Genomic DNA, 26,696 nt, shown 5'->3' with positions numbered 1-26,696 from the left:
CAACTGCTGATAATTCATGTTGGTACTGCTTTGTTCTGTGGTAAGAAGAATCATACCAACTTCAGCAGTTGGCTTCTTCTACACCTGATTAGCAGTGTCGCACTTATTATCTGAATTTAGGCATACCTTTCAATAAACATTTTTAACACCCTCTTTTTTAACCTTTCAGACATTCCTTTTGAGCTATTCTCTCTAATGTATTTTGATTCGTAATCATTAACCAAGAATAAAACAATCCTTTCTTTTTTACCTATTTCGCTCGGTCATTAAACGGTCACAAATTTGACATAAACTTGCATTTTAATACCGTCATATAAGTATTTGAGAGAGTATGAGCCCGATTGAAAAAAATGTCTTACTGAATAACATTCTTAGTCATAGTTTAATCACGCCGGTTTTTCAGCCTATATTTGATTTAACCTCTGGTAAAGTCTACGGCCATGAAGCCCTTTCTCGTGGTCCAAAAAACACACCGCTTTATTCACCTGATGCGCTTTTTTCTTTAGCCACAGAAGAAAACCGCCTTCATGAGCTTGAGCTACTTTGCCGTGAACGAGCTTTAACTCGCTACGCAAAACTTTCCCTACCGGGTCGCCTTTTTTTAAACGTTAGCGCTTCTTTACTAAGCTCTCCTTACCACCAAAAAGGCATGACATTATCCATTCTTAATGATCTCGGTTTAGACCAGAAAGACATTATTATCGAGCTCTCTGAGCAACACCCCTACGATCATAATGGTTTATCTAGAACCAGTGTCGAGCATTATCGAAAAATGGGCTTCCAAGTTGCTATTGATGATTTGGGAGTCGGCTATTCGGGACTAAGACTCTGGTCAGAATTACAACCTGATATTGTTAAAATCGACAAACACTTTATTCATGATATTGATAAAGACGACATCAAGCGTGAGTTTGTTCGCTCCATCATCACAATTTCACAGCGTCTTGACTGTAAGTTGATCGCAGAAGGCATAGAAACACAACAAGAACTAGACCAACTTATTGAAATGGGAGTCACTCTTGGTCAGGGTTTTTTCCTAGGCAGACCAACAGAGAACCCGATTCCAAACACTCATCTTTATTTACAAAAACAGGCCCAACGGCGTTCAACATTTAACATCGATCACGCCGAAACAGTACAAACATTATGTCGTACAACACCAGCCGCATTAGCCAATAGCCCTTTAAATTTGGTGTCACAACTTTTTACTGACTACCCGACTTTATTTGCGGTTCCCATACTCAAGAATGAAAAACCGATTGGTGTCATTCGTCGACACCAGCTCCATGAGCTTTTCTCGACCACCTATGGACGATCTTTATACGAGCATAAGCCCGCAACGCTATTACTCAGTGACGACATATTAATCGTTGAGAGCACGGCCAGCTTATCAAGTGTGTCGGCACTAGTAACCAATCAAGAAGCGGATGCATTGAACAATGAAATCATCATTGTTCAAGAAGGAAAATTTATAGGTACTGGGCATTTACGTGACTTACTAAAGCGCATTACCGAATTAAAAATACAGAATGCGACCTATTCAAATCCGTTAACTTTGTTGCCCGGGAATGTTCCAATTCATAAAGAAGTCAGTTTGCGATTGGCCGCTAAAGAAGATTTTCACGTGGCCTATTTCGATCTCAACGATTTCAAACCCTTCAATGACTATTTTGGCTACGCAAAAGGCGATGCGGTGATCCAACTCGTGGGGAATCTAATCAAAGAACTGGTCAGCCCCGAGGGTAATTTTATAGGCCATATTGGTGGAGACGATTTTGTCGCTATTTTCCGCTCGCAAAATTGGGAGCATCAATGCCGCGCCATCTTAGATAAGTTTGCCCTAGAGGTGCGTCATTTCTACACCCAAGAGACCTTACAAGAAGGCGGTGTTTGGACTCAGGATCGCCAAGGTAATACGCTATTTCATCCGATTTTAAGCTTAGCCATTGGCGTAGTAAACCCGAACCCAGAAGAGTGTGACAACCATCATCTTGTTGCAGAACTGGCCGCCCAAGCAAAAAAATCAGCCAAACAAAAAGGCGGAAATGCCCTTTATATTCAACCTTATCAAAACACCTATTGCGAACCAATGTGCGCGGTGTGACAAAACTGTCATATGGCGCTCATGAATTTGTCATAAAGCCTCCCTACTCTAAGACTAAATCGTTTAAAGGAAGCTGTTATGCAAACCACTTTTCGTTCGGTCTTTATTTCAGATGTCCACTTAGGCACTAAAGCGTGCCAAGCGGATCATTTGCTAGATTTTTTACAAAAAATCACGACGGAAACCCTGTATTTGGTTGGCGACATTATCGATTTACAAGAGATGAAAAACCGCGCGCATTTTGTCGATACCCATACACGGATTATTGAACAAGTACTCGACATGGCTCGCACTGGCACTAAGGTGATTTATATTCCTGGGAACCATGACGCCTTCTTTCGACAATTCGCGGGACAAACACTATCAGGCATAGATATCCGTCTGAATGCCAGACACACCACCTCAGATGGACGTACCTTTTATGTGAGCCACGGTGATGAATTCGACCAAATGATAAAAATAAGCCCTCTTATGTTAGCCATTGGCGACCGCGCCCATGGCCTTATGCTTTCTCTGAATCAATGGATTAATGGCGTACGCCGCTTATTCGGTTTGCCCTATTGGTCGCTGGCTGGTTATCTAAAAACACATATTAACAAGGCAAAAGAGTTTATCGAGCGTTTTGAAACCGCTGCGCTGAAATCGGCTAAAAATCATCAGGTCGATGGCTATATCTGTGGGCATATTCACTACGCATCATTTCGCATCAAAGACGATGTGTTGTATTGCAATGATGGCGATTGGGTTGAGCATTGCACCGCATTAACCGAAGCACCAAGCGGGCAACTCAATCTTATTCATTGGTCAGAGCAGCCCAGACATCTTGCTACAGAACCACTAAATGACAATTGGGGGTTTACACCTAATGGCTCGCCAACTCCATCAAAGGCGACGTAACAAAATGCTCAAATTTGGAGTCAAAAGAACACTAAAATAGGATCAAGGCGTCAAAAAGCAAGGAAGCGGAATAGAAGGTATTGCTATTAAATAGCGCGCTATCTACTATAAACGAATCCAGAGTTTAGAGGTAAGTCCGCCATGACAGGCGCTCCAAAGTTAAATGAGCTTTTGTGTTTTTCCTTGTATTCAACGTCGTTGGCGATGAATAAGTTGTACCGGAAATTACTCAAGCCTTTAGGCATCACTTACCCACAATACCTGGTTTTAATTGTACTTTGGCAACATAGATCCTGCTCCGTATCAACCATTGGAGAACAGCTCTATTTAGACTCAGCCACCCTCACCCCGTTACTGAAAAGAATGGAGGTGGCCGGCTTTGTCACAAGGCACCGCGCTCAAGAGGATGAACGTCATGTCATCATCGAGCTAACCGAGCAAGGTGAAGCCTTAGAAACCAAAGTAGAAGGCATCATTCAACAGGCAGTTTGTGCTGTGGATCTTTCGTTGGATGAGCTATCGAATACCAAAGTAGCAATAGAAGCACTTCGACAGAGCTTACTTACACACTCTTAAGACGATTATAGAAGAGTGCCTTGTAACTAAGTTCTTATTTTTTAGCTATCAAATAGCGCACTATTTAATAGCTAGCTATTTTATTTTAAATTTCAACATTAGGAGACAGCAATGACAACATTAAATGAGGTTCTTTACACCGCACACGCAACATCAAAAGGTGGACGTACGGGAGAATCACGCTCCGATGATGGCGCTCTCAATGTTAAACTGAGCACCCCAAAAGCACTTGGTGGCGCCGGTGGTGAAGGCACCAACCCTGAACAACTGTTTGCCGCGGGTTACTCGGCTTGCTTTATTGGTGCGCTGCAATTGGTTGCATCACAACAAAAAGTCACGTTACCAACAGAAACCAGTATTGATGCGTCTGTTAGCATTGGGCCAATTGAACATGGTTTTGGTATTGCTGCAAACCTAGTGGTTAACATACCGGGATTGGACAAAACGCTTGCAGAAAAATTAGTGGATGATGCGCATCAAGTTTGCCCATATTCAAATGCGACTCGTAACAATATCGCCGTTACACTGAGCGTCAACGTTTAAACTTTTGTTTTGACGTAAAGGTCACATGACCTCCGCCTATCTCTAATAAGTCATGTAGGCGGCAACCTTTGCCTTGATAAGCCACTTGCGCCAGTAACAGCTCTGCTGTGGCTAAGGCATCGGTTAACGCGTCATGCCCTTGGTAATCAGGCAACCCATAGCGTGCTCTACAAGGCGCTAGACGAAACCCTCCCTCTTGAATTGGCTGATCGTTACGAGTTGATTTTGTTCTTTCGATTGCCAATGTATCTAGCCAACTCACCGACAGTGGTGGTTGTTTTAGCTGCTGCCACCATGCTTTTAAAAAGCCGAGCTCTAAGGGGGAATGGTGCATTACTAATACTTTATCGCGAAGCAATTGCCTAAGATAACGAATGACACCTTCTTCACGACGCCCATGATCCGCTACATCACCATCTGTTATTAGATGAATACCTATACTGTCTTCTACTTGAGCACCATCTAGCAATAGGTGCCGCGCGGTATCCAGTTGAATCTGCCCATTTTGAATCAATACCCAGCCAACACTCACAATATGATCATGCTTAGGGTCCAACCCACTCGTTTCAATGTCTAGCACCAAATAGTCCCATTCTTGCCATGGCCGCTTTTCACTCGACTTATGAAGTCGCCATGCTTTGAACCTATTAAAAAGAGACGTTAACACTAAGCGTAACCGCCAGCAAAGTGCTGCAAAGCAACCTCTTGTGCGTCTTTAATAATGGCAAATGTTGCTTTCAAATGTGTCCGTTCTAACGGACTTAAAAGACTAGGGTCAAGGTAAGCGCTGGCCTTACCTGATGATTGCCAGTGCCGGCGTTGTGCTTCTAATCGCAGCGCATTCAACTCATGCCAGGCATCCATCAAATTACGTGCGGTATCCGAACTAATGCGTTTTTCATAAATCGCCTGTTCTAAACGCTCAATCGTTCCCACTCGATACCTATCACAAGCCAATCCATACAAACGAGCAATGTCGTTGATCAGCGCTAACCCCTGATGCTTTAAGTCTAATTGATGCTTATGTTCACCCGACGACTCTAGTAAAAAATGTCGGAAAAAGCCCAATGGCGGTTTCGATGCCAAGGCACTGCGCGTTAATGTTGCCAAAAACAAACTATGATTTGCTACTTCTGTCTGCATACTTTTGAGCAGTGTTACAACAGACTCTTCATCGCCATAAACACAGCGCACATCAAAAAAAATACTCGCTTTTAAAAGGGCTTCTGGTGTCGAACTCGAGATCCATTTCGAAAAGACTTGTTGCCATTGTGATCGCGTCATTCGCCACTTTGGGTTGCTCGCCATAATATCGCCAGGGCACAAACGAATACCACAGTCTCCTAACCCATCACAAACAAAGCGAGCTAAGGCGGAGAAGTATGCACCTTCTACTTCAGTAGGTGCTCTTGATAGCATCAAACCATTATCTTGATCACTGCCTAGGGATTGGTCACTTCTTGCCTGTGAACCAAAGACCAAAAACTGAAATGCCATGGGTGGCTCACCCAACTCATTAATGGCAAGTTCAATAAGTCGTTGTGTTAAGTTATCACTGACGGCGGCCAGCACTTTGCCAATATCTGCTGGTTTCATATCCGTTAGGATCAAATTTACAATTAAGGTAGGCCACTGCTGGCAAACACGAGCCAAACTCTCTACGGTTAATTGTCGGTGAATTTGATTAATCAAAAGAATCGGACTGAGCTCTTGATGACGCAATAAATCAGCCGCCGTCATCATACCAACAGGAACACCCTCAGCAGACACGATAGGTAGGTGATGTATATTATGCTCGCTCATCAATGTTTGAGCCTCCATCACTAACGCCGTTGGTTCTAGAGTCGCGGGATCACCCGTCATAATATTAGCAAGCGTTACCTCTGCACTCATACCTAACGCCAATACTCGGGAACGAAGATCTCGATCCGTTACGATACCCACTAAATGCTTATCTTCAATAATGAGAATAGAGCTTACTCTCGCTTCCGTCATTCTAGCCGCGGCCACTTGCACCGTTTCATCCAAGGTTGCTTGAACGAGCTGACGAGTCATTATCTGCTCTATCGGTGTAGACAGCTGAAGTACTGGGGTATTCAAATCTGCGGATTGGCTGCGGGATAATTTACGGGATCGATGTTGGCGCGTATGTTTGAAAAATAACGCTAACGACTCGCTCTGTTCAAGCACCTTACAAAAGGCTTGTTTATCAAAGCGATATACCAAGCTGTCTTCCATCGCAATCACTTCCAGACCGTCTGGATTTTGTGCCAACACAGTCAATACACCAAAGCATTCTCCATCCGCAATTTGATCGACTAAAGCGCCTTTAGGCGTGCGTATCTCACAAGCACCACGACGAATTAAATGAACCGTCGCGGATTCGTCTATAAGAACTAATTTTTGCCCTTGGCGCACATAAGACAAGCTCATGCCTGTCAGCAAGGTTGTTATTTGAGCGTGAGAAAGATTGGAAAAAGGAGGGGTGTTTGCGATGAACTTTTGTACTTCTGGAACGTCAATGGCTGCCATTATCGTTTTGCTCTTGGTATCGAGTTAACCACATAATGCGCTTTTTCCAGTAACAATTGAATGGCACTTAGACTAATGTCTAGACGTTTACAAAGAAACTAATATTAGCGTCTCTCAATCTATTGTGATTTGGTTGCGTCCTTTTGATTTAGCCGTATAAAGCGCGTTATCAGCACGCGTCAGCAAGGCGTCGATATTGTCTCCGTCTCGGTATTGACTGATGCCAATACTCACACTCACTGTTAATGCTTTATTTTCAAAAGAGAGTGCTAAATACGTCACTGCCACACGCATTTCTTCCATCAAGGTTTGTGCTTCTTGCTGGTTTTTCCCTGTAAATATCACTAAAAACTCTTCTCCGCCCCAGCGACCAATATAACCATTGTCCGCCAATACTTCGGTCATTAGTTTACCCAAAGCCATAAGCACATTATCACCAATTTGGTGGCCAAATTGATCATTAACTAGCTTAAAGTTATCCACATCGATCATGGCAACACTGCAACTTTTCTGATGGTCGTTACGCTCAAATTCATGAGTTAAACGCTTCATCATCATACGTCGATTCGGCAGCTCAGTTAAAGGATCAACCAGTGCCGCTTGTTCCAGCTCACTGTTCATCTGCTTTAGAATTTTTTGATAATGGTCTGAGATCCGTGTGATTTTCTCAAGCTGACGTAAATGCTTGTCATAGCGGGCACTAATGCTCTTTTCCCGCTGCATCATCATATCTTGATAGGAGTCTGATAAGCGTGTGATGCGCTCGACTCGATTCCATTGATTCAGATTCATTTCCCATAAGCGACTTAACGCTTCACGAGCAGGATGACTGTCGTATTCTGAATTTTCCAGGATAGCTTTTACGTCGTCTTCTAATGCCGAGAAATCTATTTTCATGACCGTCCTATAATATTAAAGGGGAAAGTACAGTCTTCTTTAAATTCTTCAGCGAGTTCTGCAACTCGCTCATTCTCTTCATCATAGAGCCAATTAATAGCGACTTGACGACCAGTCTGGAAGGCTTCTTCCATCTCATCAAAAATATCCATCATGACTTTGATACTACTGGTATTGAGGTAAAACAGCGTCAGTTCTAGCGTTAAAGGCGCTGACGTTTCTTTTAGAAAACGACTAACCCAAGCCACTACATCGGCATACAATTCGTAGGAGTTCTCTGGGTATGAATCTCCATCCATATAAAGAGTGCCTTTCTCCCAATCACCTCGGATCGCTGGAGAAGACTGAGTACTTTCAATCAATAATTCGTTCATATATTTCTCAGATTTGTACACTTAGGCTGAAGTAGGCTGTTTCATCGTCGATCGGCTTTAATGTGGCTTCCATCGGTTTTGTAGATTTACGCGCCATGTCAATTAAGCCGAGCCCTGCTCCAGTCACCGCCTGTAGGTCACGAGGTTGTCGTAGTTGAGTTTTATACGCCGCTTTTAATTCGACTTTGTCCATTTTGGCAAACGATTCAATTCGTTTTTGTAACGCTACACCATCCTCTAATCGAACCGTGTTCCCTGCAGCAACACTATAACAGTCATTATTGTGGCTAACGATGACGGTCGCCGTTTGAGCCCCTTCGAGTTGTGACTGCGCCGCATAATGTCGAATATTTTGAGTGAGCTCAATATAGGCCGCAAAAACATCCAAGGCGGATGCCGGTGGCAGCTTCTCAGACTGTAAATAATTTTTCAGCGCATTACCGATTTCTTCAATTAAACTTCTCGATATAGGGCCATTAAAACACAGTAATATTTTATCTTTTTCGAAGCGCTCTCTTAAACCATAAAGGTCCGGCGTTGGCATAGTTTATCCCTCACGATTGGCTAATTCTTTACCAAAACGAAATGACAATAAAGTAATATCATCGCGCTGTGGTTGATCACCCATGTATTCATTTAATGCTTCAACAAATGCTGAAGCCTGTGCGCTTAAGGTTAGCCCTGCTGCATCTTGTAATAAGGATTCAAAACGACGATTACCGAAACCAAATTTTTTCTCTCCACCAGCTTGGTCCAAGAAACCATCGGTTGTCATGTAATAAGTCCAACCAGATACGGGTAAATCAATATTTTCGTATTCACCTAAACGCCTATCACCAAGCGCTCGTCTTGAAGGTTTGTACTGAATAATCTCTTTGCCATTACTCGCATACAAGCCAATTTTTGCCCCAGCAAATCGCATCGTTTGATTGTCTTTACTAATATAAACTAGACCAACATCGGCATTTGTGGCGACTCGGTCACCGCTCACATCTTCATTCAGCATTGATCGTAAAGTGCTATCAATAGAGCGTAGCAGAGCGGCAGGGTCTTGAATACCAACCTCCATAGTCGCGTGATCAATAGCAGCACGCAAAAGCATGGTCATTAATGCTCCCGGAACGCCATGTCCAGCACAATCTACAATGCCTAACAAACACCCTTCATCGGTGTTTTGAAAAACATAGAAGTCACCACCAACAACGTCTCTAGGACGCCACACTATGCTGTGGTGATCACCTAAAAATTGTTTCATCTGGCGATCAGGTAAAATAGCTTTCTGAATCAAACTCGCATAATCAATCGAAGCACCTATCTTGCGATGAGCATCGGCTACTTCTTGATGAGTTTCTTCTAGCTCAGCCGTTCGTTCTTTTACTTTACGCTCAAGATCTTCAGTATGATTTCTAACCTGAGCCGCCATGTTATTGAACGTTTTACTTAACTCGCCAATTTCGTCATTTCCCACCACAGGTAAAGTGACATTATAGGAACCACTTTCTATCGCTTTTGCGGACAATTGCAAACGACGAACGGGAGCAATGACTAATCGCTCTACTGCAAAACCAAAAACAGTGATCAACAAAACTAATACGAAAACAAAAATACCGACTGCTGGCAACAGCATATTCATATTAATCAGATTTACATCATTTAGATTCACATTGGTTACCACGAACCAATTTAGCAATGGAAAATACATAAACGACATAAGCTGAGTTGAACCATTCTGCTCAACCATCACAGAGATAACTTTTTCCCCACCTTTTTTCGCTTTCAGCATTGCCTGTTTTACGCTTTGCTTTGATTCATCGTTGTCTAATAATGCAAAAATTGAGCGAGCACCATAATTACCATCCAAGGTATCAAAAGCGATCAAGTTCTTATCTTGATGAGCCTCAATCCCTCCATCAGCATTGATAATAAAAGGCTGAACACCGGCGACAGGGGCTGTGGTAAATTTGTCTAGAAAGTGATCTAGGCTAAAACCAGTACCTACTAACCCAACAAATACACCATGATTTTTGACAATATAGTTGATCCAAATTTTTGTGAGTTTTAAATGCTCGTCTTCATCGACATTAATATTAAATAGCGAAGGCTGTTGACGTGTCTGAAAATACCAATCATCTCGGGGGGCACTGTGCGACAGTCGGTATTTTGGTGTCATACTAAAGGGGTTATTTTCATCTGAAAAATAGTAGTCTTTGGTCGCGTCCGTTACAAAGAACAATGAATGATCTTGAAACGAGCTTAAAAAGCCCTCGACATCTTCTGTAAAAGCCGCTTGTTTGGTAATGTTTGAAGGATCTTCCATCCATTCTTTTACCGTAGAGGTACCAGCAAAACGCTCCGCCAATGCCAACTCACGAGAGATGGGAGTTAAAATCTTTTGGTAATTTAATTCAGTAAAACTTTTTGCGTAGTTTTTAGCAGAATATATTTTACCTTCTTTAAGCAGCGCCCAACTCATTATAGCTGCAAACATCAGGGCCAAAATACACGTTATTATTAATGCAAACAGTGATTTGCTACGTAATCCCCAGCTGACCATAAGTAAAACATCCTAAGAAACAATAACGATACTAAAATGCCCATTTAGTAACTCTATTGAAGCAAATGTAAAGGTTAACTATCCGACTGTTTCTCTATGGAAAAGTCCTCACTCGGCTGAGGCCGGCCAAGTAAAAAACCTTGATAAAGATCGCAGTTATGGGCTTTTAACCAATCAAATTGTTCTTGCGTTTCTACGCCTTCCGCGATTACTTCCATGCCCAAATTATGACCTAGCCCGATGATCGACGCCGCTAATGATGCTTGCTTGTCACTTTCTTCAATAGCACGAGTAAATGATTGGTCTATTTTCAATTGGTCGATTGGTAACTGCTGTAGATAAGATAGAGAAGAATAACCAGTACCAAAGTCATCCAAGGAAATAAGTACACCTAATTTTTTCAGTGACTGCATTTTTTGGATAATATCTAATTGATCTCGAACCAACATACTTTCTGTTAATTCCAACTGTATCAACGCAGGATTTGCACCCGTTTGAGACAAAGCATCTTCTACTTCAGAGACAAAGTCAGCGTGACTGAATTGCAGAACACTGACGTTAATCGACATAATAAAATGACGATACTTAGGCTCTTTTTGCCATGTGGTAAGCTGCGCCATCGCCGTACGCATAACCCAACGTCCTAACGGCAAAATGAGCTTGGACTCTTCAGCAAAAGGAATAAAGACGCCCGGAGCCACCATGCCCTTTTCAGGATGAAGCCAACGTACCAGTGCTTCGACACCAACCATTTCTTGTTTGCCGTTCCACTGCGGCTGATAGTGCAAAACAAACTCGTCTCGCTGTAAAGCCTCTCTAAAGCTATTATCTAAGGTGACTCGTTCAAGAATTTTCTTATGCATTTGAGGCGCATAAAAACACACTTCATTTCGACCATGACCTTTGGCTTCGTACATCGCCATTTCTGATTGCTTAATAATTTCACTACTGCTTATTGAGTCTTGCCCGAAGATTGAGATACCAATGCTCGCCGTGATGGAACAACACTGTCCTTCTAACTCGAAAGGCTGCGCCAGTGTTGTCATGATCTTATTCGCCACATGTTTTGCACGGTACGCAATACGGTCGGGGTTTAAAGAAACATCAACGTCTTCAAGTAGCACAACAAACTCATCACCACTAAAGCGAGCAACTAAATCACCAGATCGGGTGGAATCCATTAAGCGAGACGCGACCTGCTGAAGTAAGATATCGCCTAAATGATGGCCTTTTAAATCATTAATATCTTTAAAATGATCTAAATCAATAAATAATATGGCACTGCGACGATGTTTCAGGTCGGTATTTTCAAGCAGATTCTCTATATCTTCAGTGATCATCCGACGATTAGGTAAACGCGTTAGGCTATCGTAATAATTAAGCTGATTAATGCGGCGCTCATTCGCTTTAGTTTCAGAAATGTCTTTAAAAGTCGCCACATAATGGGTCAGTTCGCTGTTGTCATCTTTCACGACAGAAATGCTTAACCACTCAGGGAATATCTCACCATTTTTACGACGGTTCCAAACTTCACCTTCCCAGCTCCCACTTTTATTAAGGCGCTGATACATTTCTTGATAAAAAGATTTTGAGTGACGACCGGAATTAATAATACTGGGAGCCTGTCCTTTCACTTCAGACTCTTTGTATCCGGTGATGGTTTCAAATGCCGCATTCACTCGAATGATTTTATTATTGTGGTCCGTTATTAAAATACCGTCTTGCGTCTGAAATGCCGTAGCCGCGATGCGTAGCTCTGACTCAACCGTTTTACGGTGAGTTATTTCACGAGACAAAAGAATATAAAAACCATTTGTGCCATCAAGATCAGAAGAGTGCGTAGTAGAAATATCAAACCAACGACGTTCATTTCCAAAGTCATAAAAGTACTCATAACCATTGGACTGCCCATGCTCTTTAGCTTCTGACATCGCTTTAGTAAAAATCGCCACAGACTCTTTAGGGAGCAATTCCGTATAATGCTTGCCAATCGGCCAGTCTGGCCTGCTATGCCACTCGTCCATTCTTGGTGAATGATAATCGGCTACAACGCCCTCATCATCTGCTTCATAAAATGAATCAGGAATGGCAGCCAAAATTGCTTTCATACGCAAAATAGAGCTGCTTAATTGAGCGGTACGTCGTTCGACTAATATTTCGAGCTCAGCTTTTCCCTCACGCATTTTTAGAGCTAAATACACCCACCGACCCAAAAGGATACTGGCTAGCAAAATAATGAAGAATTCACTAACAATACGCCATATAGGCAGCCACCCTTCTTTTGGGGAAAGCATCAAACGCCATTGAGCGTTAGCGACATCAATAGTGACACTAACGCTGTCCGTCATAGCGCTAGTATTTGAAGCAATAATGAGCGAAGGCTCTTGAGATACATTTAGCTTAACAAGTTGATAATCAAAATTATTCGTTTCTAGATCACTAAAACGAACAGACTCTAATAAAGAACTGAGACGAATAATGATGTTAGTGAATCCCCAAAAAGCAGGCTGACCTCCATCATTATCGGTTACATATACAGGTAAACGTCCAACGACCCCTCTCCCACCTTGAACTAAATCTAAAGGTCCTGACAGGGTGAGCTTATCAGTCATTTTCGCTTTTAGCGTATCAATACCTTGCTTAGTATCTGAAAATTGATCAAAACCTAATGACTGTTCATTTCCTTCTAATGGGAATACTTGCTGGACAACGCCATTTGGAGAGAGCGCGAAACTGGAAATTCCTGGGTACACTTTTTGTAAAGCAGCGGCAAAAGAAGGGAACCAATGGGTTTTTCCTTTCTCTTCAATCAGCATTGCGGAAAGGGCGTAATTGGCCGACAGACTTTTATCAATGGCCGTTTGCAATAATGACGCGTGACTTTGTGCAAGAGACAAAGCAATAGATTGATTGGCGTGTTTTTGCTTTAGTAGCATTTCTGCAGCAACAGAACTAAATACCAGCAGCGCCAAAATGAAAGCAATAATACCAGCTTGTTTAGGTCGCGCTAATAATAGCTTAGAAAATGTTCGATACATTTGTTACAAGCCAACTTGTGGTGAATTCATAAACGTATTGGACCTCAAATAGAGCTTAAAATTGCATCCTACTACACACATAGTTATTAATCGATATAAAGTCGTTTATAGAAGTAGACAAATTAGAACAGGTTATTTTAAGAGTAATCCCTCTTATTTGAAATGAATGATTTCCTTAGATATCAATAAATTAAAAAATAAATAAAATCTTACTTGACCAAATTTTAAAGTTACCGGTATCATAAAGTTCTAATTTACCGGTAACAAGTACCAGTATATTAAAGCCATTTTCCTAACAAAAATAATCATCAGGAAGAGATATTATGAGCAAATTCACGACTACACTAATCACCGCGACCCTTGCAGGCATTCTGTCTACATCCGCATTCGCGGCTGAATTCAATTACAAATTTCAATCATCTGACCCATCAGGTGATAAGAACTTTCAGATACAAAAAGAATGGACAAAGCGTGTAGAAGTTATGACAGGTGGTCGTGTTCATATTGATCTACTTCCCGTTGGCAGTGTATTCAAGCATACAGAAACGCTTGATGGCATCAAAATGGGCATTTTGGATGGGCAAATTACTGACACTAGTTATTTTTCCGGTAAAGATCCTGCGTTTGGCTTGATTGGCAACACCGTAGGAGCGTGGTCAGACGCAGAACAATTGATGCAATATATCAATTACGGTGGCGGTTATCAGTTAATGAATGAGCTTTATGCCCCTTACGGCGTGAAATTCATTGGTGGCTCTACTACCGGCGTTGAAGCACTAGTCTCTCGCGTTCCTTTAGACAGTGTAGCCGATTTAAAAGGGTTGAAAATTCGCGCCCCTGAAGGCCTAGTACAGCAAGTTTTCGCTGCGGCTGGTGCTGCACCGGTTAACCTACCTGGCTCAGAAGTCTTTACTGGATTAAGCAAAGGCGTTATCGATGCCGCTGATTACACAGTATTTTCAACCAACCAAAAAGATGGTTTGAATGATATTGCTCCGAATCCTGTTTATCCTGGCTTCCACTCTTTGCCATTGATCGATGTGTCTATGAGTAAGAAAAAATGGGACAAATTACCAGCGGATATTCAAGCAATCCTAACCGTATCTGTTCGTGATTTTGCACAAGATAATATCACTCAGTTACACATGGCTGACCAAGCTGCAGTGAAAATCGCCGAAGCTAACCCCAAGATTACTATCCACAATTGGTCTACGGCAGAACGCAAAAAATTCAGAACTATTGCTCGCACTCAATGGGAAGTATTTGCTAAACGCTCTCCGAATGCTCAAAAAGTATATGACTCCATTACTACATACTTAAAAGCGAACGGCCTACTTTAACCTGCTGGTTAATAAATACAGGGGGTCGAAACCTCCTGTATTTAAATCAAAAGTCATTACCTGCTTTGGTCACGCAAAAGAAAAACTTCTGTCTCTAATTTCCATTGGACAACTGCCATGAAATCCGAAATACATCCTCCAGAAATAGACTCATCTGAACAGCCCCGCAATGCCCTAGATCGCACTATAATAAAATTAGGAAATGCATTGAGTTTGTTGTTTATTTTTACCGTCGGTATTTCTTTCTATGAAGTACTGATGCGTTATGTATTCAATGCACCCACAATTTGGGTTCACGAAACGGCATCTTTCTTAGGCGGTTGTTTGTTTGTCTATGGCGGAATATATGCCATGGCGACCAACAAACACGTTCGTGTTGTTTTAATTTATGACCTTGTTTCTGATACTGCACGCCGTTGGCTAAACGTCTTTCATCATATTACCGGACTTATTTTTACTAGTTTGCTGATCTGGGCATCGTATCACATGGCCCAAGATGCATGGTTTTCACCACTTGGTAACTTGCAGCTAGAGAGATCTGGTTCTGCATGGAATCCAGCTTTTCCGGCATTGGTGAAAGGTACTATTTTACTAACCATGTGCATTATGTTTATTCAGTTTTTCCTACATCTTATTCAAGAGCTAAATGGCCTAAGGAAGTGTAAAAATGTTTGATTTATCCTCCATAGGGATAGGCTACGGCAGCCTATTGATGCTCGGTTCCATGATCCTACTTCTACTTACCGGTATGCAATTAGCCTTTGTAACATTACTTGTGGCAATGATTTTTGCAGTAGGCTGGTTTGGTGTTGGTGCCTTACCACTTATTACCAGTCGTTTGTACAGTTTCGTAGGTGGCTATGTTTTCCTAGCCGTTCCCATGTTTGTGTTAATGGCCGCCTTACTCGATCGATCGGGTATCGCCCGCGATTTATTTGACGCGATGAAGGTATTCGGTAAAAAACTACGTGGTGGCGTGGCGGTTCAAACCTTATTGGTAGCAATTGTACTCGCTTCTATGTCTGGCGTAATTGGTGGCGAAACAGTGCTACTCGGTATTATTGCGTTGCCACAAATGTTGCGTCTTGGCTATAACCGTAAACTCGCGATTGGTACCACTTGTGCAGGTGGCGCTTTGGGCACTATGTTACCACCAAGTATTGTGCTGATTATCTATGGCTTAACCGCCAGTGTATCGATCGGTGAACTGTTTAAAGCATCTTTTCTTCCTGCATTACTACTCGCATTATCTTATATTGCTTATGTTCTTATCATAAGTCGTATTCATCCTGAATATGCACCACTGCCTAGCGAAGAAGAACTTGCAGAAGATGCTGATGTTAACTATTTCAAAGCATTATTTTTCCCAATACTTTCTGTCGCTGTGGTATTAGGAAGCATCTATCTTGGTGTTGCTTCTGTAACAGAAGCTTCAGCCTTAGGTGTTGTCGGTATCATGATCAGTACTGTCATTCGTGGTGAAATGAGTTTCTCCATGCTTAAAGAAAGTGCCAAGGCGACCATGAGCACCTGTGGCATGATTATTTGGATTGGTATTGGTGCAACAGCATTGGTTGGCGTTTACAACCTAATGGGTGGAATCGACTTCGTTGAATCAGCTATTTTATCAATGAGTGGTGGTAGTGTGATGGGGACTGTTCTCATCATGATGCTGATCCTTTTTGTATTAGGCATGTTTCTTGACTGGGTTGGTGTTGCACTTCTTACCATGCCAATTTTTGTTCCTATCATCATGAATCTAGGTCTCGACCCTGTATGGTTTGGTGTGGTTTTCTGCTTAAACATGCAGGTGTCATTTTTATCACCACCGTTTGGTCCTGCAGCTTTTTACCTAAAATCAGTTGCCCCTAAAGATATCAGTCTAGGCGAAATATTCAGCTCTTTGCTGCCCTTTATTGGGTTACAAATTATGGTTTTAGCACTGGTCGTTTTCTTCCCTCAGCTGGCTTTATGGTGGAAATAACTAGCCATTAAGTCATGCCGTTCAACACGGCTTTTGAACGAGCGATCTTTGTCTGAATCAACACAGATCGCTAGGGGGCTGTTGCTCGTTCATATTGGCAGCCAAATGATCGAACAAGCTAACGCCAGCATACTTTCAAAATGAATTTTCAACTTGTCATAACGTGTTGCTGCTGCCATCCCAAATTTTAGTCAGCTTCGCGCCGTAAACATTCAGGAGACACAATATAATGACGGATTCCATGAAAGATAAAAAAAACAAGAGTCAGGCAGGTCCTGAGAAAGCCCCATTACGTAGTCAACAATGGTATGGAAAATTAGATAAAGATGGTTTTATCCACCGTAGTTGGATGAAAAACCAAGGATTACCGGATCACAGTTTTGATGGTCGACCAGTTATTGGTATTTGTAATTCATGGAGTGAACTCACGCCGTGTAATGCTCATCTCCGCGAGTTAGCTGAATACGTTAAACGCGGGGTTTGGGAAGCTGGTGGTGTGCCGCTTGAGTTTCCAGTGATGTCTCTTGGCGAAACACAAATGAAGCCTACAGCCATGTTATTTCGTAATCTGATGAGCATGGATGTGGAAGAATCAATGCGTGCTTACGGTATGGATGGTGTTGTTTTATTAGGAGGGTGTGACAAAACGACGCCCGCTCAATTAATGGGTGCTTGTTCTGTTGACTTGCCAACCATCGTCGTGTCATCTGGCCCTATGCTGAATGGTAAATATCGCGGTAAAGATATTGGTTCCGGTACGGACGTTTGGAAATTTAGCGAAGCCGTCCGAGGTGGAAAAATGAGCCTAGACGAATTTATGCGAGCGGAATCCAGTATGTCTCGTTCACGTGGTACCTGTATGACCATGGGAACCGCATCGACGATGGCGTGTTTGGTGGAAGCTCTGGGGATGTCACTCCCTGAAAACGGTACTTTACCCGCAGTAGATGCACGCCGTCAGGCCTTAGCTCATTTAACCGGTGGTCGTATTGTAGAGATGGTAAAAGAAGATTTAAAACCTTCTGATATTCTGACTAAAGCGGCATTTGAAAACGCCATTCGTGCTAACGCTGCAATTGGTGGCTCTACTAATGCAGTGGTGCATTTATTGGCAATAGCGGGTCGTTTGGGTGTGAAATTATCACTAGATGATTGGGATCACATTGGTGCGAACATCCCTTGTTTAGTGGATTTAATGCCATCAGGTCGTTTCTTAATGGAAGACTTTCATTATGCGGGTGGTTTTCCAGCGCTGATTCAACGCTTGAGTCATTTGTTTGATATGTCAGCCAATACGGTTTGCGGTGCTACCTTAGGTGAGATCACCGCAGGCGCAGAATGTTTCAATGAAGAAGTTATTCGTCCTCTTGATAATCCATTGCGTGCTCGAGCGGGCATTGCGGTGTTACGCGGTAATTTATCACCTCAAGGCGCTATTATTAAACCAAGTGCGGCGACTCCAGAATTGCTACAACACACCGGCAAAGCGGTTGTATTTGAAAATATTGAAGATTACAAAGCACGTATTGATACACCAGAATTGGATGTTGATAAAAACTCCATTTTAGTACTAAAAGGTTGTGGTCCAAAAGGTTACCCAGGCATGCCCGAAGTCGGCAATATGGCCTTACCTAGCAAGTTATTGGAACAAGGTATTACGGATATGGTACGCATTAGTGATGCGCGCATGAGTGGTACAGCGTTTGGTACGGTTGTATTGCATGTGGCGCCAGAATCTACCATGGGCGGGCCATTGGCATTAGTACAAAATGGAGATGAAATTACGCTGGACGTGGAAGGTCGAGGTCTTCATTTGCATATTACGGATGAAGAAATGGCGCGCCGTAAAGCGGCTTGGCAGCCAGAAGAAAGTCAATATAATCGTGGTTACGCGAAATTGTACATTGATCATGTTATGCAAGCAGATGAAGGGGCTGATTTAGATTTTCTCGTTGGCAGCAGCGGTTCAAAAGTGAGCAGAGAATCCCATTAATGCTAAAGCTTAAAAACAAACTATTTCAACAAACTCTAAAAGAAAATATCGAGTCAGAGGCTGTGGTCGATCTCGTAATATTTCTAGATTCTGATCAGGACGCTATGATTTCAGAGCAACACCATCTTATTGTTGGAGGGCGTTTATAATGACGACTCTTAAACCGATATTAGACTCTGGTTCTTTTGTACCCTTGTGCATTGCTGTCGACTGGGGAACAACAAATTTACGTGCTTTCTTACTTGATCAAAATGGCACTTCTCATGGCCAAAAAATCAGTGATCGAGGCATGTTAACGCTTAATGTTAATGAGTTTGAACCCGTACTTCGAGATTTACTGGAAGATTGGTTGCATCCTGATGTTCCTATTTATATGGCCGGTATGGTGGGAAGTCGTGGCGGTTGGCAAGAAGTGCCTTATCTAAACTGCCCAATTCAATTGGACAGTTTGGCTGACAATTTACGATGGGTAGAAAGTAATTTACCCTGCGATGTGGCGATTGTTCCCGGATTGCAAGGTATTGGCATTAGTGGTCATTTTGACGTCATGCGAGGTGAAGAAACTCAACTCCTTGGTGCGGTCGATTGGTTAAAGGAACAAAACCAACCAGATCAAAATGTGCTGTGCTGTATGCCTGGAACTCATTGTAAATGGGTGCCTTTATCTCAAGGTAAAGTGATGCAGTTTTCGACGAGTTTTTCCGGCGAGCTGTTTGCTCGATTGAATAACGAATCCAGTTTGGTCAAAGGTCTGCCAAAAAATACGCTTTTAAATCAAGACGCATTTCAAAAGGGCCTAGTTACGAGTCAACAAACCGGTGGATTGTTACACCATCTTTTTAGTGTGCGCAGTGATTATGTTTGTGGTGAATTGGCAGCTGATCAGGCGCGTGATTACTTATCAGGCATCGTTATTGGGCATGATGTAAAGGATATATTAGCGGCACAGCCGAACCCTGTTGAGACGACTGTACTCATTATTGGCAGCGATAATCTAAGTCATCGGTATCGAATGGCATTGTCTTTTCACAATGTCCGTACTCAATCGTTAGAAGCGAGTGAGGCAAGCATTCGAGGTCTAAAGCGCTTGGCTAATCAGTATTCGCCAAGTTGCATCCGTAAAAACAATGAAGAGGAATGATCGAATGAAATCTTTCAATGAATTAATGATTGAGTTTCCAATGGTGGCCATTATGCGAGGCATTCAGCCTAGTGAAGTGGTTGCACACACTCAAGTCTTAATCGACGCAGGATTTAGATTAATTGAGGTGCCTCTTAATTCACCCGATGCGTTTACGAGCATTCGTTTATTACAAAAGACGTTTGGTGACCAAGCGCTCATTGGGGCTGGTACCGTTTTAACCATGCCTCAATTGACTGAGCTTGTTGCTACTGGCGCAAAGTTAATGGTGTGTCCACATACCGATGTAGAGCTGATTAAAGCAGCCAAAGTTGCTGGTTTGTATGCTATGCCAGGTTTTTTCACAGCGAGTGAAGCGTTCGCTGCTTTGCATGCTGGTGCAGATGCGGTGAAGCTTTTTCCAGCAGAAGCATTGCCTAGTATTAATGTTATTAAAGCATTAGGCGCTGTGATTCCTGCTCAAGCTTGGTTGTGTCCTGTCGGCGGTGTGACACCAAATAATGTTAAAGAGTATTTGGACACAGGTGCTAGGGGGTTCGGTTTAGGGTCTGCTTTGTATAAAAAAGGACAAGAGGTAGCGGTTACTAAATCCAATGCAGAGTCCTTTATGGCGGCTTGGAAAAAATATCAAGCATAATATGCGCTAAATTGGCCAGCAGCGATTTTCAATGAGCATGGGCCAGCGGCTTTTATGCAGAGCAGTATGGTGTAAGGTCGTTAGTGGCTATGTTTAACATTCAGCATTCAGTTTTTTGAAGCCATGATAAAACCTATGTGCATTATCAAAAGGTTGGGGGTCTGATGAATGACTGGTTTATGAGTAATCTTGGGGATCCTATGCTGGCAGATGAATCATTAAACCAGATCAAGTTTGGCTTCTCTTCACAGTGTGATAGCAGCAAAAATGCGAATCACATGGCGGTGTTTTTTCGCCACGAATCAATAGGTGGGCAAATCAACATTGATATCACCCGAGCCAAACGAGCCTTCAACCCCTTTATTTATTAAACGATGAAAGTGACCACGATGAGAGCGACAGGTTACTGCCGTGGAACATTAAGAAGATGTAAGTGAAGAGACTTTTTGCAGCCTCCTTGTTGCACGGAATCATCCTGAAAGAAGATAGAGAACAATCCTTTGTTCTCTATCTGCATATAACCCTAGACCCACTTTTCGTGTTACGCCAATCCTATATTGAAAAAGTAATAGATAAGAATTTAAGCCTGTCTAAGTGACGATGGCCTGACGCTGACACATGAAACATTACTTGATAGTAAATAGGTTTGGGCTGAAAAGAATTTAGCTCAAATCTAATTTGAAGCTGGCACCACAGAAAATGGGCAACTGTCAGGTTAAGTCTGAGCTAGTACAATTAAGGCGATTAGTTATAATAGCTAATATTTATGGTTTAGAAGATGTTCCATCTGGTGTTCTAGCCATTGTCCAAGAAGGAATACCACCTTCGACTGGATAACGTTTGGCTTTTGTTTCATCAATCCCTATACCTAGTTTATTATTTAAGTAAGCATAACTTTTTTCAATTTCAGGGCAACCAAAAAAAACTTCTCTTAAAGCGTCATTCATGGGTGTGTATTCTCGGATTCCAAAATTAGTAGCACTGACAGAAAGATGCATATTTTCTGCAACTCCAATAGGGGATATATCACCAGGGCCATGTCATGCTGTTTAGACAGAAAATATTTCACTTAAACCTGTTAGCATTAGTCTTGAGGTTTGGAGCGGTTACTTTGATTTTTGGCGGAACCATTATAACCGTCCCTCTTGCTACTTATTTTTCATACCGCAAAGATCAACACGCTCTAGGAGACATGAAGAAATGATTAAAAAAATTATTGTATTGGGCGTATCTGGCTCAGGGAAGTCATCTATCGGACAGCGACTTGCTGAGCAACTAGGTTACCCATTTTTTGATGGCGACGACTATCACAGCGATGCCAACGTCAAAAAAATGGCCACTGGCACTCCGCTAAACGATGCGGACCGCATGGGCTGGCTAGCTACGTTAAATCAGTTGCTGAAAGACAATCAAAGCGCGGTGATTGCCTGTTCAGGACTCAAACCTGAATATCGAAACATCTTGCGCAACGGTGTCGATCAATTCGCCATGGTGTACTTAAAAGGCGATATCGAGACTATTTGGCAACGTCATCAAAAGCGCGACGGGCATTATTTTACAGGTCGTGACATGCTCGAAAGCCAGTTTTCTACCTTAATAGAACCAACCGAGCAAGAGGCTATCATCGTAGATATTAGTCAAAATGCTGACGCAGTCTTTCACGAGATACTGCAACACCTACAAAATAAAGCTTCAGAAGATACTAATGATCTATAATGTTCAACTATTCCATTATTAGTAATGACCAAACCTCATTCATACTTTTAAGATTAGGGTTCATTGGTACATATAATTTTTTTCATCTCTCAAAATATACTACGACATAATATTATATAGACTAACTATAGAGACTTAATAAGATAATGAAAAAAAAGCGCCCAACCCTACAAAACGTGGCCGACCTAGTCGGAGTTACTAAAATGACCGTCAGTCGTTATCTTAAAAATCCTGATTTAGTTTCTTTTCCATTACAAGGTCTTATCCGTGAAGCTCTAGATAGTTTGGGCTATATTCCCAACCGAGCGCCGGACATTTTATCCAACTCGAAAAGCCATGCAATTGGCGTTCTTATTCCTTCTTTAAGTAATCAAGTATTTTCAGATGTCGTTCATGGTATAGAAGCAGTATTGGAACCCGCTGGATACCAAACTATGCTTGCGCACTATGGCTACAGTCGAGAGTCTGAAGAAGCTCGGATTGCCACACTGCTGTCTTATAACGTTGATGGTTTGATTATCTCCGAGAGTTTCCACACCGATCGTGTCCGAAAAATGATTGAAGTTGCTGGTGTGCCAGTCATTGAGATTATGGATTCTGTGTCGCCACCGATTGAGCAAGCTATTGGTATTAATAACGAAGCCGCCGCTTATGCCATGACAAAATTCATGATTAATAAAGGGCGTCATAAAATAGCCTACTTTGCAGCTCGCATGGATAAACGAACCCTGCTAAAGGTCAAAGGCTATGAAAACGCTATGCTTGATCATGGTTTTACACCACTATGCATTAAAAGCACCAACCCCTCTTCGTTTGCTTTAGGTGCCGACTTTTTAAAAGAGGTCCTTAAAAATCATCCTGATACAAACGGTATTTTTTGTACCTCCGACGATGTAGCCATCGGTGCACTATTTGCTTGTCAAAAAGCGGGTATCAAGGTGCCAGAAGACATAGGCATAGCAGGCTTTCATGGCCACGATATTTCCCGAGTCATGGTGCCATTATTAGCGACTGTGATTACCCCCCGAGAGGAAATCGGCCGTTTAGCCGCAGAGCACCTGTTATCAAGACTACAGGGTAATCCTATTAGCCAAAAAGTAATCGATTTACCCTTTAAAATAGAGGCAGGGGAAAGTATTTAACGTTACTAAAGCCAACGGAGCCTAGCTCTGTTGGCTGGTTAGAGAAAGCGACTCAGGCAAAAGAGCAAACGCATCGTTTTGAGAGATGACCGTCGCATATTCACCATGCAGATTCGCCAACGACATTGCATGCACTTCTTCAGCACTGCGTTCACGACCATCGAAATCTTCTTTGGCAAACGCAAAGCAAGCACTCTGAACAACATACGTAGTAAAGCCTAAATTACCTGCTGAACGCACTGTAGACTCGACTGAATTATTCGTACTAACACCCACAACTACCAAGGTATTTATTTCCTGCTCTCGCAACCAAGACTCTAATTCTGAATGGGTGAACGCATCGGGCACCGCTTTGTCGATAACCTTTTCACCGTTTAATGGCTGTAACGCTTCTTGGAATAAAACACCTTCCTGCTCCGGCCAGAAAAATGATTCTAAATCTTGAGACAGGTGTCGAACATGAACAATCGGGGCATGGTTTATTCGCCAGTGAGCGAGTAGTTCGGCGATTTCATGTTCCGCATTCGGATTATTGCGCTCTCCTGCTTGCGCCCAAGACATGCCTTGCTGCATGTCTACAATCATCAAACATGGCGTATTTTTCATAATGAATTCTCGCTTTTTTGAGTCTTTAACAAGGCTGTCAATTGATGTGATTGGCGGCGTAGAAAAAAGAGACAGATTAATAAAATCACACAAAGTAGAAACACCACATTGCTTAAAAAGTTAATCCTATCCGTCGCCTTATTATTTACTTTCATCGTCATCTTTAACTTATCAATCTGCCCTTCAAGGGCCTGATAATCGTCGGTTGATGCGCTTGATACCTGTAAAATGGCGATACTACGTTCGAGCTCAACGACTTTTTTTTCTAGTATTGTCGTTGCCTTATCAAGGTGCGATTGTTCAGCCATTGCAGGGAGCATAAAACCGCCTAGTAAACACAATAAAACGATGCGCTTTAACATGAATGATGCCTATATCCATTAGATTGATACCAGCATCATAACGGTATCAAAGCGAACATGGCTAGCTTCTCAACTTGCTCTTTTTGATATTTACTTTACTGAAAACGAGAAAAGGCTTGTTTTAGAAAATCGAGAACAAGCCTCAGTTTTTTTGAATGAGTCGCGCCAGGCGGAAACACGGCAAACACATCAATATCCGAGCATCGATAATCAGACAAAATCCGCTCTAATGAACCTTGTTGAAGGCGAGGTTTTGCATCGTAACTTGGAATCCGCCCTATACCATTACCGCCTTCTAAAAAGAGCGTACGAGCCGCTGCATTGTTGGTACTAACTGCCCCTACTACCGATATGCTGAAAGAACGATCTCCTTGGCTCAGGTGTACTGAATTAGCCGCTTGCTTATACACAACCCAATCGTGATCATACAAATCTTGTGGCTGTGTCGGTTTACCATGAAGACGGAAGTATTCAGGCGCCCCACACAAATACGTTTCAAAAGAAGCCAGTCTACTCGCCTGCAAACCAGAATCCGCTAGCGGTGCACCACGAATGGCTAAATCAACACCATCCTTTATGATATTCACCACGTCATCGCTTAACGACACATCAAGCTCAATAAGTGGATACAAACGACGAAACTCATTCAGTGCCGGAACAACCATTTGCAGACCCAAGTTAACTGGGCACGTGATTTTTAACTTACCGATGGGCTCTTGCTTGGCTTTTTCTATTTGCAAATTGGCTTCATGCGCTTGATGGGCGATAGTGCGACACCGCTGATAATATGCCTCACCGGTTTCGGTTAACGAAATCGAGCGCGTTGTTCGGTTAAGCAATACCACGCCCAATTGGTCTTCCAGCTTTTTAAGGTGGTAGCTGACCACGCCGCGAGAAATACCCATGGCTTTTGCTGCGGCGGTTAAACTGCCCTGCTCAATCACTTGAGCAAACACCACCATACTTTTTAACTGCTCAAAGGAAATATCCATACGTTAGCGCTCTTTAATTACAACGCAAGTATTGTATCAATTATTGAACCAATGATATCAATTTTGTCCCTATAGTCATGATTTGAATCTATTACTATACTAATCGCAACAAAATCGATACCAACATACACCCTATTAAGGAGTCAGACATGAGTACTAAAAAAATCCTAGTGGTTCTAACCTCTCATTCAGAACTAGGAAACACAGGTCATAAAACTGGTTTTTGGGTAGAAGAATTTGCCGCACCTTACTATGCGTTTATCGATGCTGGTGCAGTAGTCACTGTGGCGACGCCAAATGGCGGCCAAGCTCCAATCGATCCAAATAGCGAGACACCAGACGCTCAAACAGAGGCAACAAAACGCTTCTATGATGACCAAACAGCACAAGATGTAATCGCCAATACGAACAAACTAGGTGATATGAAACAAGAAGATTTCGATGCTATTTTCTATCCAGGAGGCCACGGCCCACTTTGGGATCTAACAGAAAATAAAGAATCTATTGCTTTGATCGAAAGCTTTTTACGTGCCAACAAACCTATTTCTTCTGTTTGTCATGCACCAAGTGCTTTCTTAAATATTAAAGACAGCGATGGTGAATACTACATTAAAGATAAAACCGTCACTGGTTTTACAAATAGTGAAGAAGATGCCGTACAACTAACGGATGTTGTGCCTTTCTTATTAGAAGACGAACTTAAAAAACGTGGTGCAGATTACCAAAACAGTGCGGACTGGAACGCCTTCGCGGTTCAAGACGGATTAATGATCACAGGCCAAAATCCAGCGAGTTCTGAACTTGTTGCGGAAAAACTATTGGCTGAATTAGCAAAATAACTTTGTTCTGACGAATGTCTAATAACAAATGACAAATGTCTAAGACTCCACCAAAGCCCACCTTATCAATAAGGTGGGCTTTTTATTGGCTTATTTACAGTGCATAGTCAAAGACAATGATGTCTTCTAGAATTGGGCCTAGCTCTGCTTTTAGTTCTTCATGGGCTGGATGTGGAATGTATTTATCACGAGACTCTCCATCACAAAAAGTCATAAAAACACAATGAGTGTAGCCTTTAGCTCGTCCTTCTGGGCTGTTATTTTCTCCCCACTCGACAGATTCAATTCCATCGATCTTATTCTTAAGCGCAACAAGATTACCAAGGCACTGAGTAATCGCATCGGCCGTTACTTCAGCCTTAAATTGGATAAATAATACATGACGAATCATTATAGTCTCACTTCAAATATCGTTATAAATAATAGTCC

26 protein-coding genes are annotated in these 26,696 nt (G+C 42.3%); 14 read left to right on the top strand and 12 right to left on the bottom strand.

Features of this window, described 5'->3' with window-relative positions:
- The first annotated feature begins 331 nt into the window (after positions 1 to 331).
- From E0D70_RS03775 to E0D70_RS03760, 4 genes are all read left to right on the top strand, one after another.
- The gene (locus tag E0D70_RS03775; RefSeq protein WP_133010933.1) at positions 332 to 2,104 is read left to right on the top strand and encodes a GGDEF domain-containing protein; all 1,773 of its coding nucleotides are present in this window, start codon (positions 332 to 334) and stop codon (positions 2,102 to 2,104) included.
- A gap of 78 nt (positions 2,105 to 2,182) precedes the next feature.
- Complete coding sequence (locus E0D70_RS03770) at positions 2,183 to 3,001, top strand: UDP-2,3-diacylglucosamine diphosphatase (RefSeq protein WP_133010932.1); 819 nt, start codon at positions 2,183 to 2,185, stop codon at positions 2,999 to 3,001.
- Between the two features lie 141 nt (positions 3,002 to 3,142).
- Positions 3,143 to 3,577: a MarR family winged helix-turn-helix transcriptional regulator gene (locus tag E0D70_RS03765; protein WP_133010931.1), complete on the top strand. Its 435-nt coding sequence runs from the start codon at positions 3,143 to 3,145 to the stop codon at positions 3,575 to 3,577.
- 111 nt (positions 3,578 to 3,688) lie between these two features.
- Entirely contained in the window at positions 3,689 to 4,120 is a 432-nt protein-coding gene (locus E0D70_RS03760) for an organic hydroperoxide resistance protein (protein WP_133010930.1), read from the top strand.
- Here the strand turns inward: E0D70_RS03760 and E0D70_RS03755 are convergent.
- The 7 genes from E0D70_RS03755 to E0D70_RS03725 all read right to left on the bottom strand — a co-directional run bounded on the left by E0D70_RS03755 (position 4,110) and on the right by E0D70_RS03725 (position 13,515).
- Positions 4,110 to 4,787, bottom strand: a complete 678-nt coding sequence (locus tag E0D70_RS03755) for a 3'-5' exonuclease (protein ID WP_133010929.1) — start codon at positions 4,785 to 4,787, stop codon at positions 4,110 to 4,112. The genes E0D70_RS03760 and E0D70_RS03755 overlap by 11 nt on opposite strands.
- Positions 4,787 to 6,652 carry a DUF294 nucleotidyltransferase-like domain-containing protein gene (locus E0D70_RS03750; RefSeq protein ID WP_133010928.1) on the bottom strand — a complete coding sequence of 622 codons (1,866 nt, stop codon included), beginning with the start codon at positions 6,650 to 6,652 and terminating at the stop codon, positions 4,787 to 4,789. Before E0D70_RS03750 ends, E0D70_RS03755 begins: the two co-directional genes overlap by 1 nt.
- Positions 6,653 to 6,766: 114 nt before the next feature.
- Complete coding sequence (locus E0D70_RS03745; RefSeq protein ID WP_133010927.1) at positions 6,767 to 7,549, bottom strand: diguanylate cyclase domain-containing protein; 783 nt, start codon at positions 7,547 to 7,549, stop codon at positions 6,767 to 6,769.
- Positions 7,546 to 7,923 (bottom strand): biofilm regulation phosphoprotein SiaC, encoded by a 378-nt coding sequence (gene siaC / locus E0D70_RS03740; RefSeq protein WP_133010926.1) that lies wholly within the window; start codon positions 7,921 to 7,923, stop codon positions 7,546 to 7,548. The genes E0D70_RS03745 and siaC overlap by 4 nt, the downstream gene beginning before the upstream one ends.
- A gap of 7 nt (positions 7,924 to 7,930) precedes the next feature.
- Positions 7,931 to 8,467 (bottom strand): biofilm regulation protein kinase SiaB, encoded by a 537-nt coding sequence (siaB, locus tag E0D70_RS03735; protein ID WP_133010925.1) that lies wholly within the window; start codon positions 8,465 to 8,467, stop codon positions 7,931 to 7,933.
- Positions 8,468 to 8,470: 3 nt separating this feature from the next.
- On the bottom strand, positions 8,471 to 10,477 hold the full coding sequence (gene siaA, locus E0D70_RS03730; protein WP_133010924.1) for a biofilm regulation protein phosphatase SiaA: 2,007 nt from the start codon (positions 10,475 to 10,477) through the stop codon (positions 8,471 to 8,473).
- A 74-nt stretch (positions 10,478 to 10,551) separates the two neighbouring features.
- A complete protein-coding gene (locus E0D70_RS03725; RefSeq protein WP_133010923.1) occupies positions 10,552 to 13,515 on the bottom strand; it encodes a bifunctional diguanylate cyclase/phosphodiesterase in 2,964 nt (987 codons plus the stop codon).
- Positions 13,516 to 13,838: 323 nt separating this feature from the next.
- On the opposite strand from E0D70_RS03725, the gene E0D70_RS03720 reads away from it, so the two are divergent.
- From E0D70_RS03720 to E0D70_RS03685, 7 genes are all read left to right on the top strand, one after another.
- A complete protein-coding gene (locus E0D70_RS03720) occupies positions 13,839 to 14,855 on the top strand; it encodes a TRAP transporter substrate-binding protein (protein WP_133010922.1) in 1,017 nt (338 codons plus the stop codon).
- Positions 14,856 to 14,972: 117 nt separating this feature from the next.
- The gene (locus E0D70_RS03715; RefSeq protein ID WP_133010921.1) at positions 14,973 to 15,530 is read left to right on the top strand and encodes a TRAP transporter small permease subunit; all 558 of its coding nucleotides are present in this window, start codon (positions 14,973 to 14,975) and stop codon (positions 15,528 to 15,530) included.
- On the top strand, positions 15,523 to 16,839 hold the full coding sequence (locus E0D70_RS03710; RefSeq protein ID WP_133010920.1) for a TRAP transporter large permease: 1,317 nt from the start codon (positions 15,523 to 15,525) through the stop codon (positions 16,837 to 16,839). Before E0D70_RS03715 ends, E0D70_RS03710 begins: the two co-directional genes overlap by 8 nt.
- Before the next feature lie 229 nt (positions 16,840 to 17,068).
- A complete protein-coding gene (locus E0D70_RS03700; protein ID WP_420813324.1) occupies positions 17,069 to 18,832 on the top strand; it encodes an IlvD/Edd family dehydratase in 1,764 nt (587 codons plus the stop codon).
- 148 nt (positions 18,833 to 18,980) lie between these two features.
- Positions 18,981 to 19,973, top strand: coding sequence for a 2-dehydro-3-deoxygalactonokinase (locus E0D70_RS03695; protein WP_133010919.1), 993 nt, complete (start codon positions 18,981 to 18,983; stop codon positions 19,971 to 19,973).
- Between the two features lie 4 nt (positions 19,974 to 19,977).
- Entirely contained in the window at positions 19,978 to 20,610 is a 633-nt protein-coding gene (locus tag E0D70_RS03690; protein WP_133010918.1) for a 2-dehydro-3-deoxy-6-phosphogalactonate aldolase, read from the top strand.
- A gap of 164 nt (positions 20,611 to 20,774) precedes the next feature.
- Positions 20,775 to 20,981: a hypothetical protein gene (locus E0D70_RS03685; protein WP_133010917.1), complete on the top strand. Its 207-nt coding sequence runs from the start codon at positions 20,775 to 20,777 to the stop codon at positions 20,979 to 20,981.
- A 393-nt stretch (positions 20,982 to 21,374) separates the two neighbouring features.
- Here E0D70_RS03685 and E0D70_RS03680 read toward each other — a convergent pair whose 3' ends face one another.
- Positions 21,375 to 21,608, bottom strand: coding sequence for an enolase-like domain-containing protein (locus E0D70_RS03680; protein ID WP_207923191.1), 234 nt, complete (start codon positions 21,606 to 21,608; stop codon positions 21,375 to 21,377).
- A gap of 202 nt (positions 21,609 to 21,810) precedes the next feature.
- On the opposite strand from E0D70_RS03680, the gene E0D70_RS03675 reads away from it, so the two are divergent.
- Both E0D70_RS03675 and gntR read left to right on the top strand, forming a co-directional pair.
- A complete protein-coding gene (locus tag E0D70_RS03675; RefSeq protein ID WP_133010916.1) occupies positions 21,811 to 22,326 on the top strand; it encodes a gluconokinase in 516 nt (171 codons plus the stop codon).
- 146 nt (positions 22,327 to 22,472) lie between these two features.
- Positions 22,473 to 23,468: a gluconate operon transcriptional repressor GntR gene (gene gntR / locus E0D70_RS03670; protein WP_133010915.1), complete on the top strand. Its 996-nt coding sequence runs from the start codon at positions 22,473 to 22,475 to the stop codon at positions 23,466 to 23,468.
- Positions 23,469 to 23,489: 21 nt separating this feature from the next.
- Here gntR and E0D70_RS03665 read toward each other — a convergent pair whose 3' ends face one another.
- The 3 genes from E0D70_RS03665 to E0D70_RS03655 all read right to left on the bottom strand — a co-directional run bounded on the left by E0D70_RS03665 (position 23,490) and on the right by E0D70_RS03655 (position 25,428).
- The gene (locus E0D70_RS03665) at positions 23,490 to 24,074 is read right to left on the bottom strand and encodes a cysteine hydrolase family protein (RefSeq protein ID WP_133010914.1); all 585 of its coding nucleotides are present in this window, start codon (positions 24,072 to 24,074) and stop codon (positions 23,490 to 23,492) included.
- Positions 24,071 to 24,436, bottom strand: a complete 366-nt coding sequence (locus E0D70_RS03660; protein ID WP_133010913.1) for a hypothetical protein — start codon at positions 24,434 to 24,436, stop codon at positions 24,071 to 24,073. The genes E0D70_RS03665 and E0D70_RS03660 overlap by 4 nt, the downstream gene beginning before the upstream one ends.
- Before the next feature lie 95 nt (positions 24,437 to 24,531).
- Positions 24,532 to 25,428, bottom strand: coding sequence for a LysR family transcriptional regulator (locus tag E0D70_RS03655; RefSeq protein WP_133010912.1), 897 nt, complete (start codon positions 25,426 to 25,428; stop codon positions 24,532 to 24,534).
- 149 nt (positions 25,429 to 25,577) lie between these two features.
- Here E0D70_RS03655 and E0D70_RS03650 point away from each other — a divergent pair, with 149 nt between their 5' ends.
- Positions 25,578 to 26,267, top strand: coding sequence for a type 1 glutamine amidotransferase domain-containing protein (locus tag E0D70_RS03650; protein ID WP_133010911.1), 690 nt, complete (start codon positions 25,578 to 25,580; stop codon positions 26,265 to 26,267).
- A 94-nt stretch (positions 26,268 to 26,361) separates the two neighbouring features.
- Here the strand turns inward: E0D70_RS03650 and E0D70_RS03645 are convergent, their stop codons facing one another.
- Positions 26,362 to 26,658: a Dabb family protein gene (locus E0D70_RS03645; protein WP_133010910.1), complete on the bottom strand. Its 297-nt coding sequence runs from the start codon at positions 26,656 to 26,658 to the stop codon at positions 26,362 to 26,364.
- Between the last annotated feature and the right edge of the window lie 38 nt (positions 26,659 to 26,696).

The organism is Marinomonas flavescens, assembly GCF_004352835.1.
In the GTDB taxonomy this organism is placed as follows: Bacteria; Pseudomonadota; Gammaproteobacteria; order Pseudomonadales; family Marinomonadaceae; genus Marinomonas; species Marinomonas flavescens.
The sequence above is the reverse complement of the archived record's forward strand: the minus strand, read 5'-3'. Positions and strand labels throughout refer to the sequence as shown.

Excerpts from the sequence above, each read along its gene's own strand:
- E0D70_RS03715 (WP_133010921.1), top strand. The coding sequence starts at position 14,973 with ATGAAATCCGAAATACATCCTCCAGAAATAGACTCATCTGAACAGCCC.
- E0D70_RS03690 (WP_133010918.1), top strand. The coding sequence starts at position 19,978 with ATGAAATCTTTCAATGAATTAATGATTGAGTTTCCAATGGTGGCCATT.
- E0D70_RS03655 (WP_133010912.1), bottom strand. The coding sequence starts at position 25,428 with ATGGATATTTCCTTTGAGCAGTTAAAAAGTATGGTGGTGTTTGCTCAA.
- E0D70_RS03660 (WP_133010913.1), bottom strand. The coding sequence starts at position 24,436 with ATGTTAAAGCGCATCGTTTTATTGTGTTTACTAGGCGGTTTTATGCTC.
- E0D70_RS03760 (WP_133010930.1), top strand. The coding sequence starts at position 3,689 with ATGACAACATTAAATGAGGTTCTTTACACCGCACACGCAACATCAAAA.
- E0D70_RS03695 (WP_133010919.1), top strand. The coding sequence starts at position 18,981 with ATGACGACTCTTAAACCGATATTAGACTCTGGTTCTTTTGTACCCTTG.
- E0D70_RS03685 (WP_133010917.1), top strand. The coding sequence starts at position 20,775 with ATGAATGACTGGTTTATGAGTAATCTTGGGGATCCTATGCTGGCAGAT.
- siaA (WP_133010924.1), bottom strand. The coding sequence starts at position 10,477 with ATGGTCAGCTGGGGATTACGTAGCAAATCACTGTTTGCATTAATAATA.
- E0D70_RS03765 (WP_133010931.1), top strand. The coding sequence starts at position 3,143 with ATGACAGGCGCTCCAAAGTTAAATGAGCTTTTGTGTTTTTCCTTGTAT.
- siaC (WP_133010926.1), bottom strand. The coding sequence starts at position 7,923 with ATGAACGAATTATTGATTGAAAGTACTCAGTCTTCTCCAGCGATCCGA.
- E0D70_RS03675 (WP_133010916.1), top strand. The coding sequence starts at position 21,811 with ATGATTAAAAAAATTATTGTATTGGGCGTATCTGGCTCAGGGAAGTCA.
- E0D70_RS03750 (WP_133010928.1), bottom strand. The coding sequence starts at position 6,652 with ATGGCAGCCATTGACGTTCCAGAAGTACAAAAGTTCATCGCAAACACC.
- gntR (WP_133010915.1), top strand. The coding sequence starts at position 22,473 with ATGAAAAAAAAGCGCCCAACCCTACAAAACGTGGCCGACCTAGTCGGA.
- E0D70_RS03700 (WP_420813324.1), top strand. The coding sequence starts at position 17,069 with ATGACGGATTCCATGAAAGATAAAAAAAACAAGAGTCAGGCAGGTCCT.
- E0D70_RS03745 (WP_133010927.1), bottom strand. The coding sequence starts at position 7,549 with ATGAAAATAGATTTCTCGGCATTAGAAGACGACGTAAAAGCTATCCTG.
- E0D70_RS03645 (WP_133010910.1), bottom strand. The coding sequence starts at position 26,658 with ATGATTCGTCATGTATTATTTATCCAATTTAAGGCTGAAGTAACGGCC.
- E0D70_RS03665 (WP_133010914.1), bottom strand. The coding sequence starts at position 24,074 with ATGAAAAATACGCCATGTTTGATGATTGTAGACATGCAGCAAGGCATG.
- E0D70_RS03725 (WP_133010923.1), bottom strand. The coding sequence starts at position 13,515 with ATGTATCGAACATTTTCTAAGCTATTATTAGCGCGACCTAAACAAGCT.
- siaB (WP_133010925.1), bottom strand. The coding sequence starts at position 8,467 with ATGCCAACGCCGGACCTTTATGGTTTAAGAGAGCGCTTCGAAAAAGAT.
- E0D70_RS03720 (WP_133010922.1), top strand. The coding sequence starts at position 13,839 with ATGAGCAAATTCACGACTACACTAATCACCGCGACCCTTGCAGGCATT.
- E0D70_RS03710 (WP_133010920.1), top strand. The coding sequence starts at position 15,523 with ATGTTTGATTTATCCTCCATAGGGATAGGCTACGGCAGCCTATTGATG.
- E0D70_RS03650 (WP_133010911.1), top strand. The coding sequence starts at position 25,578 with ATGAGTACTAAAAAAATCCTAGTGGTTCTAACCTCTCATTCAGAACTA.
- E0D70_RS03770 (WP_133010932.1), top strand. The coding sequence starts at position 2,183 with ATGCAAACCACTTTTCGTTCGGTCTTTATTTCAGATGTCCACTTAGGC.
- E0D70_RS03680 (WP_207923191.1), bottom strand. The coding sequence starts at position 21,608 with ATGCATCTTTCTGTCAGTGCTACTAATTTTGGAATCCGAGAATACACA.
- E0D70_RS03775 (WP_133010933.1), top strand. The coding sequence starts at position 332 with ATGAGCCCGATTGAAAAAAATGTCTTACTGAATAACATTCTTAGTCAT.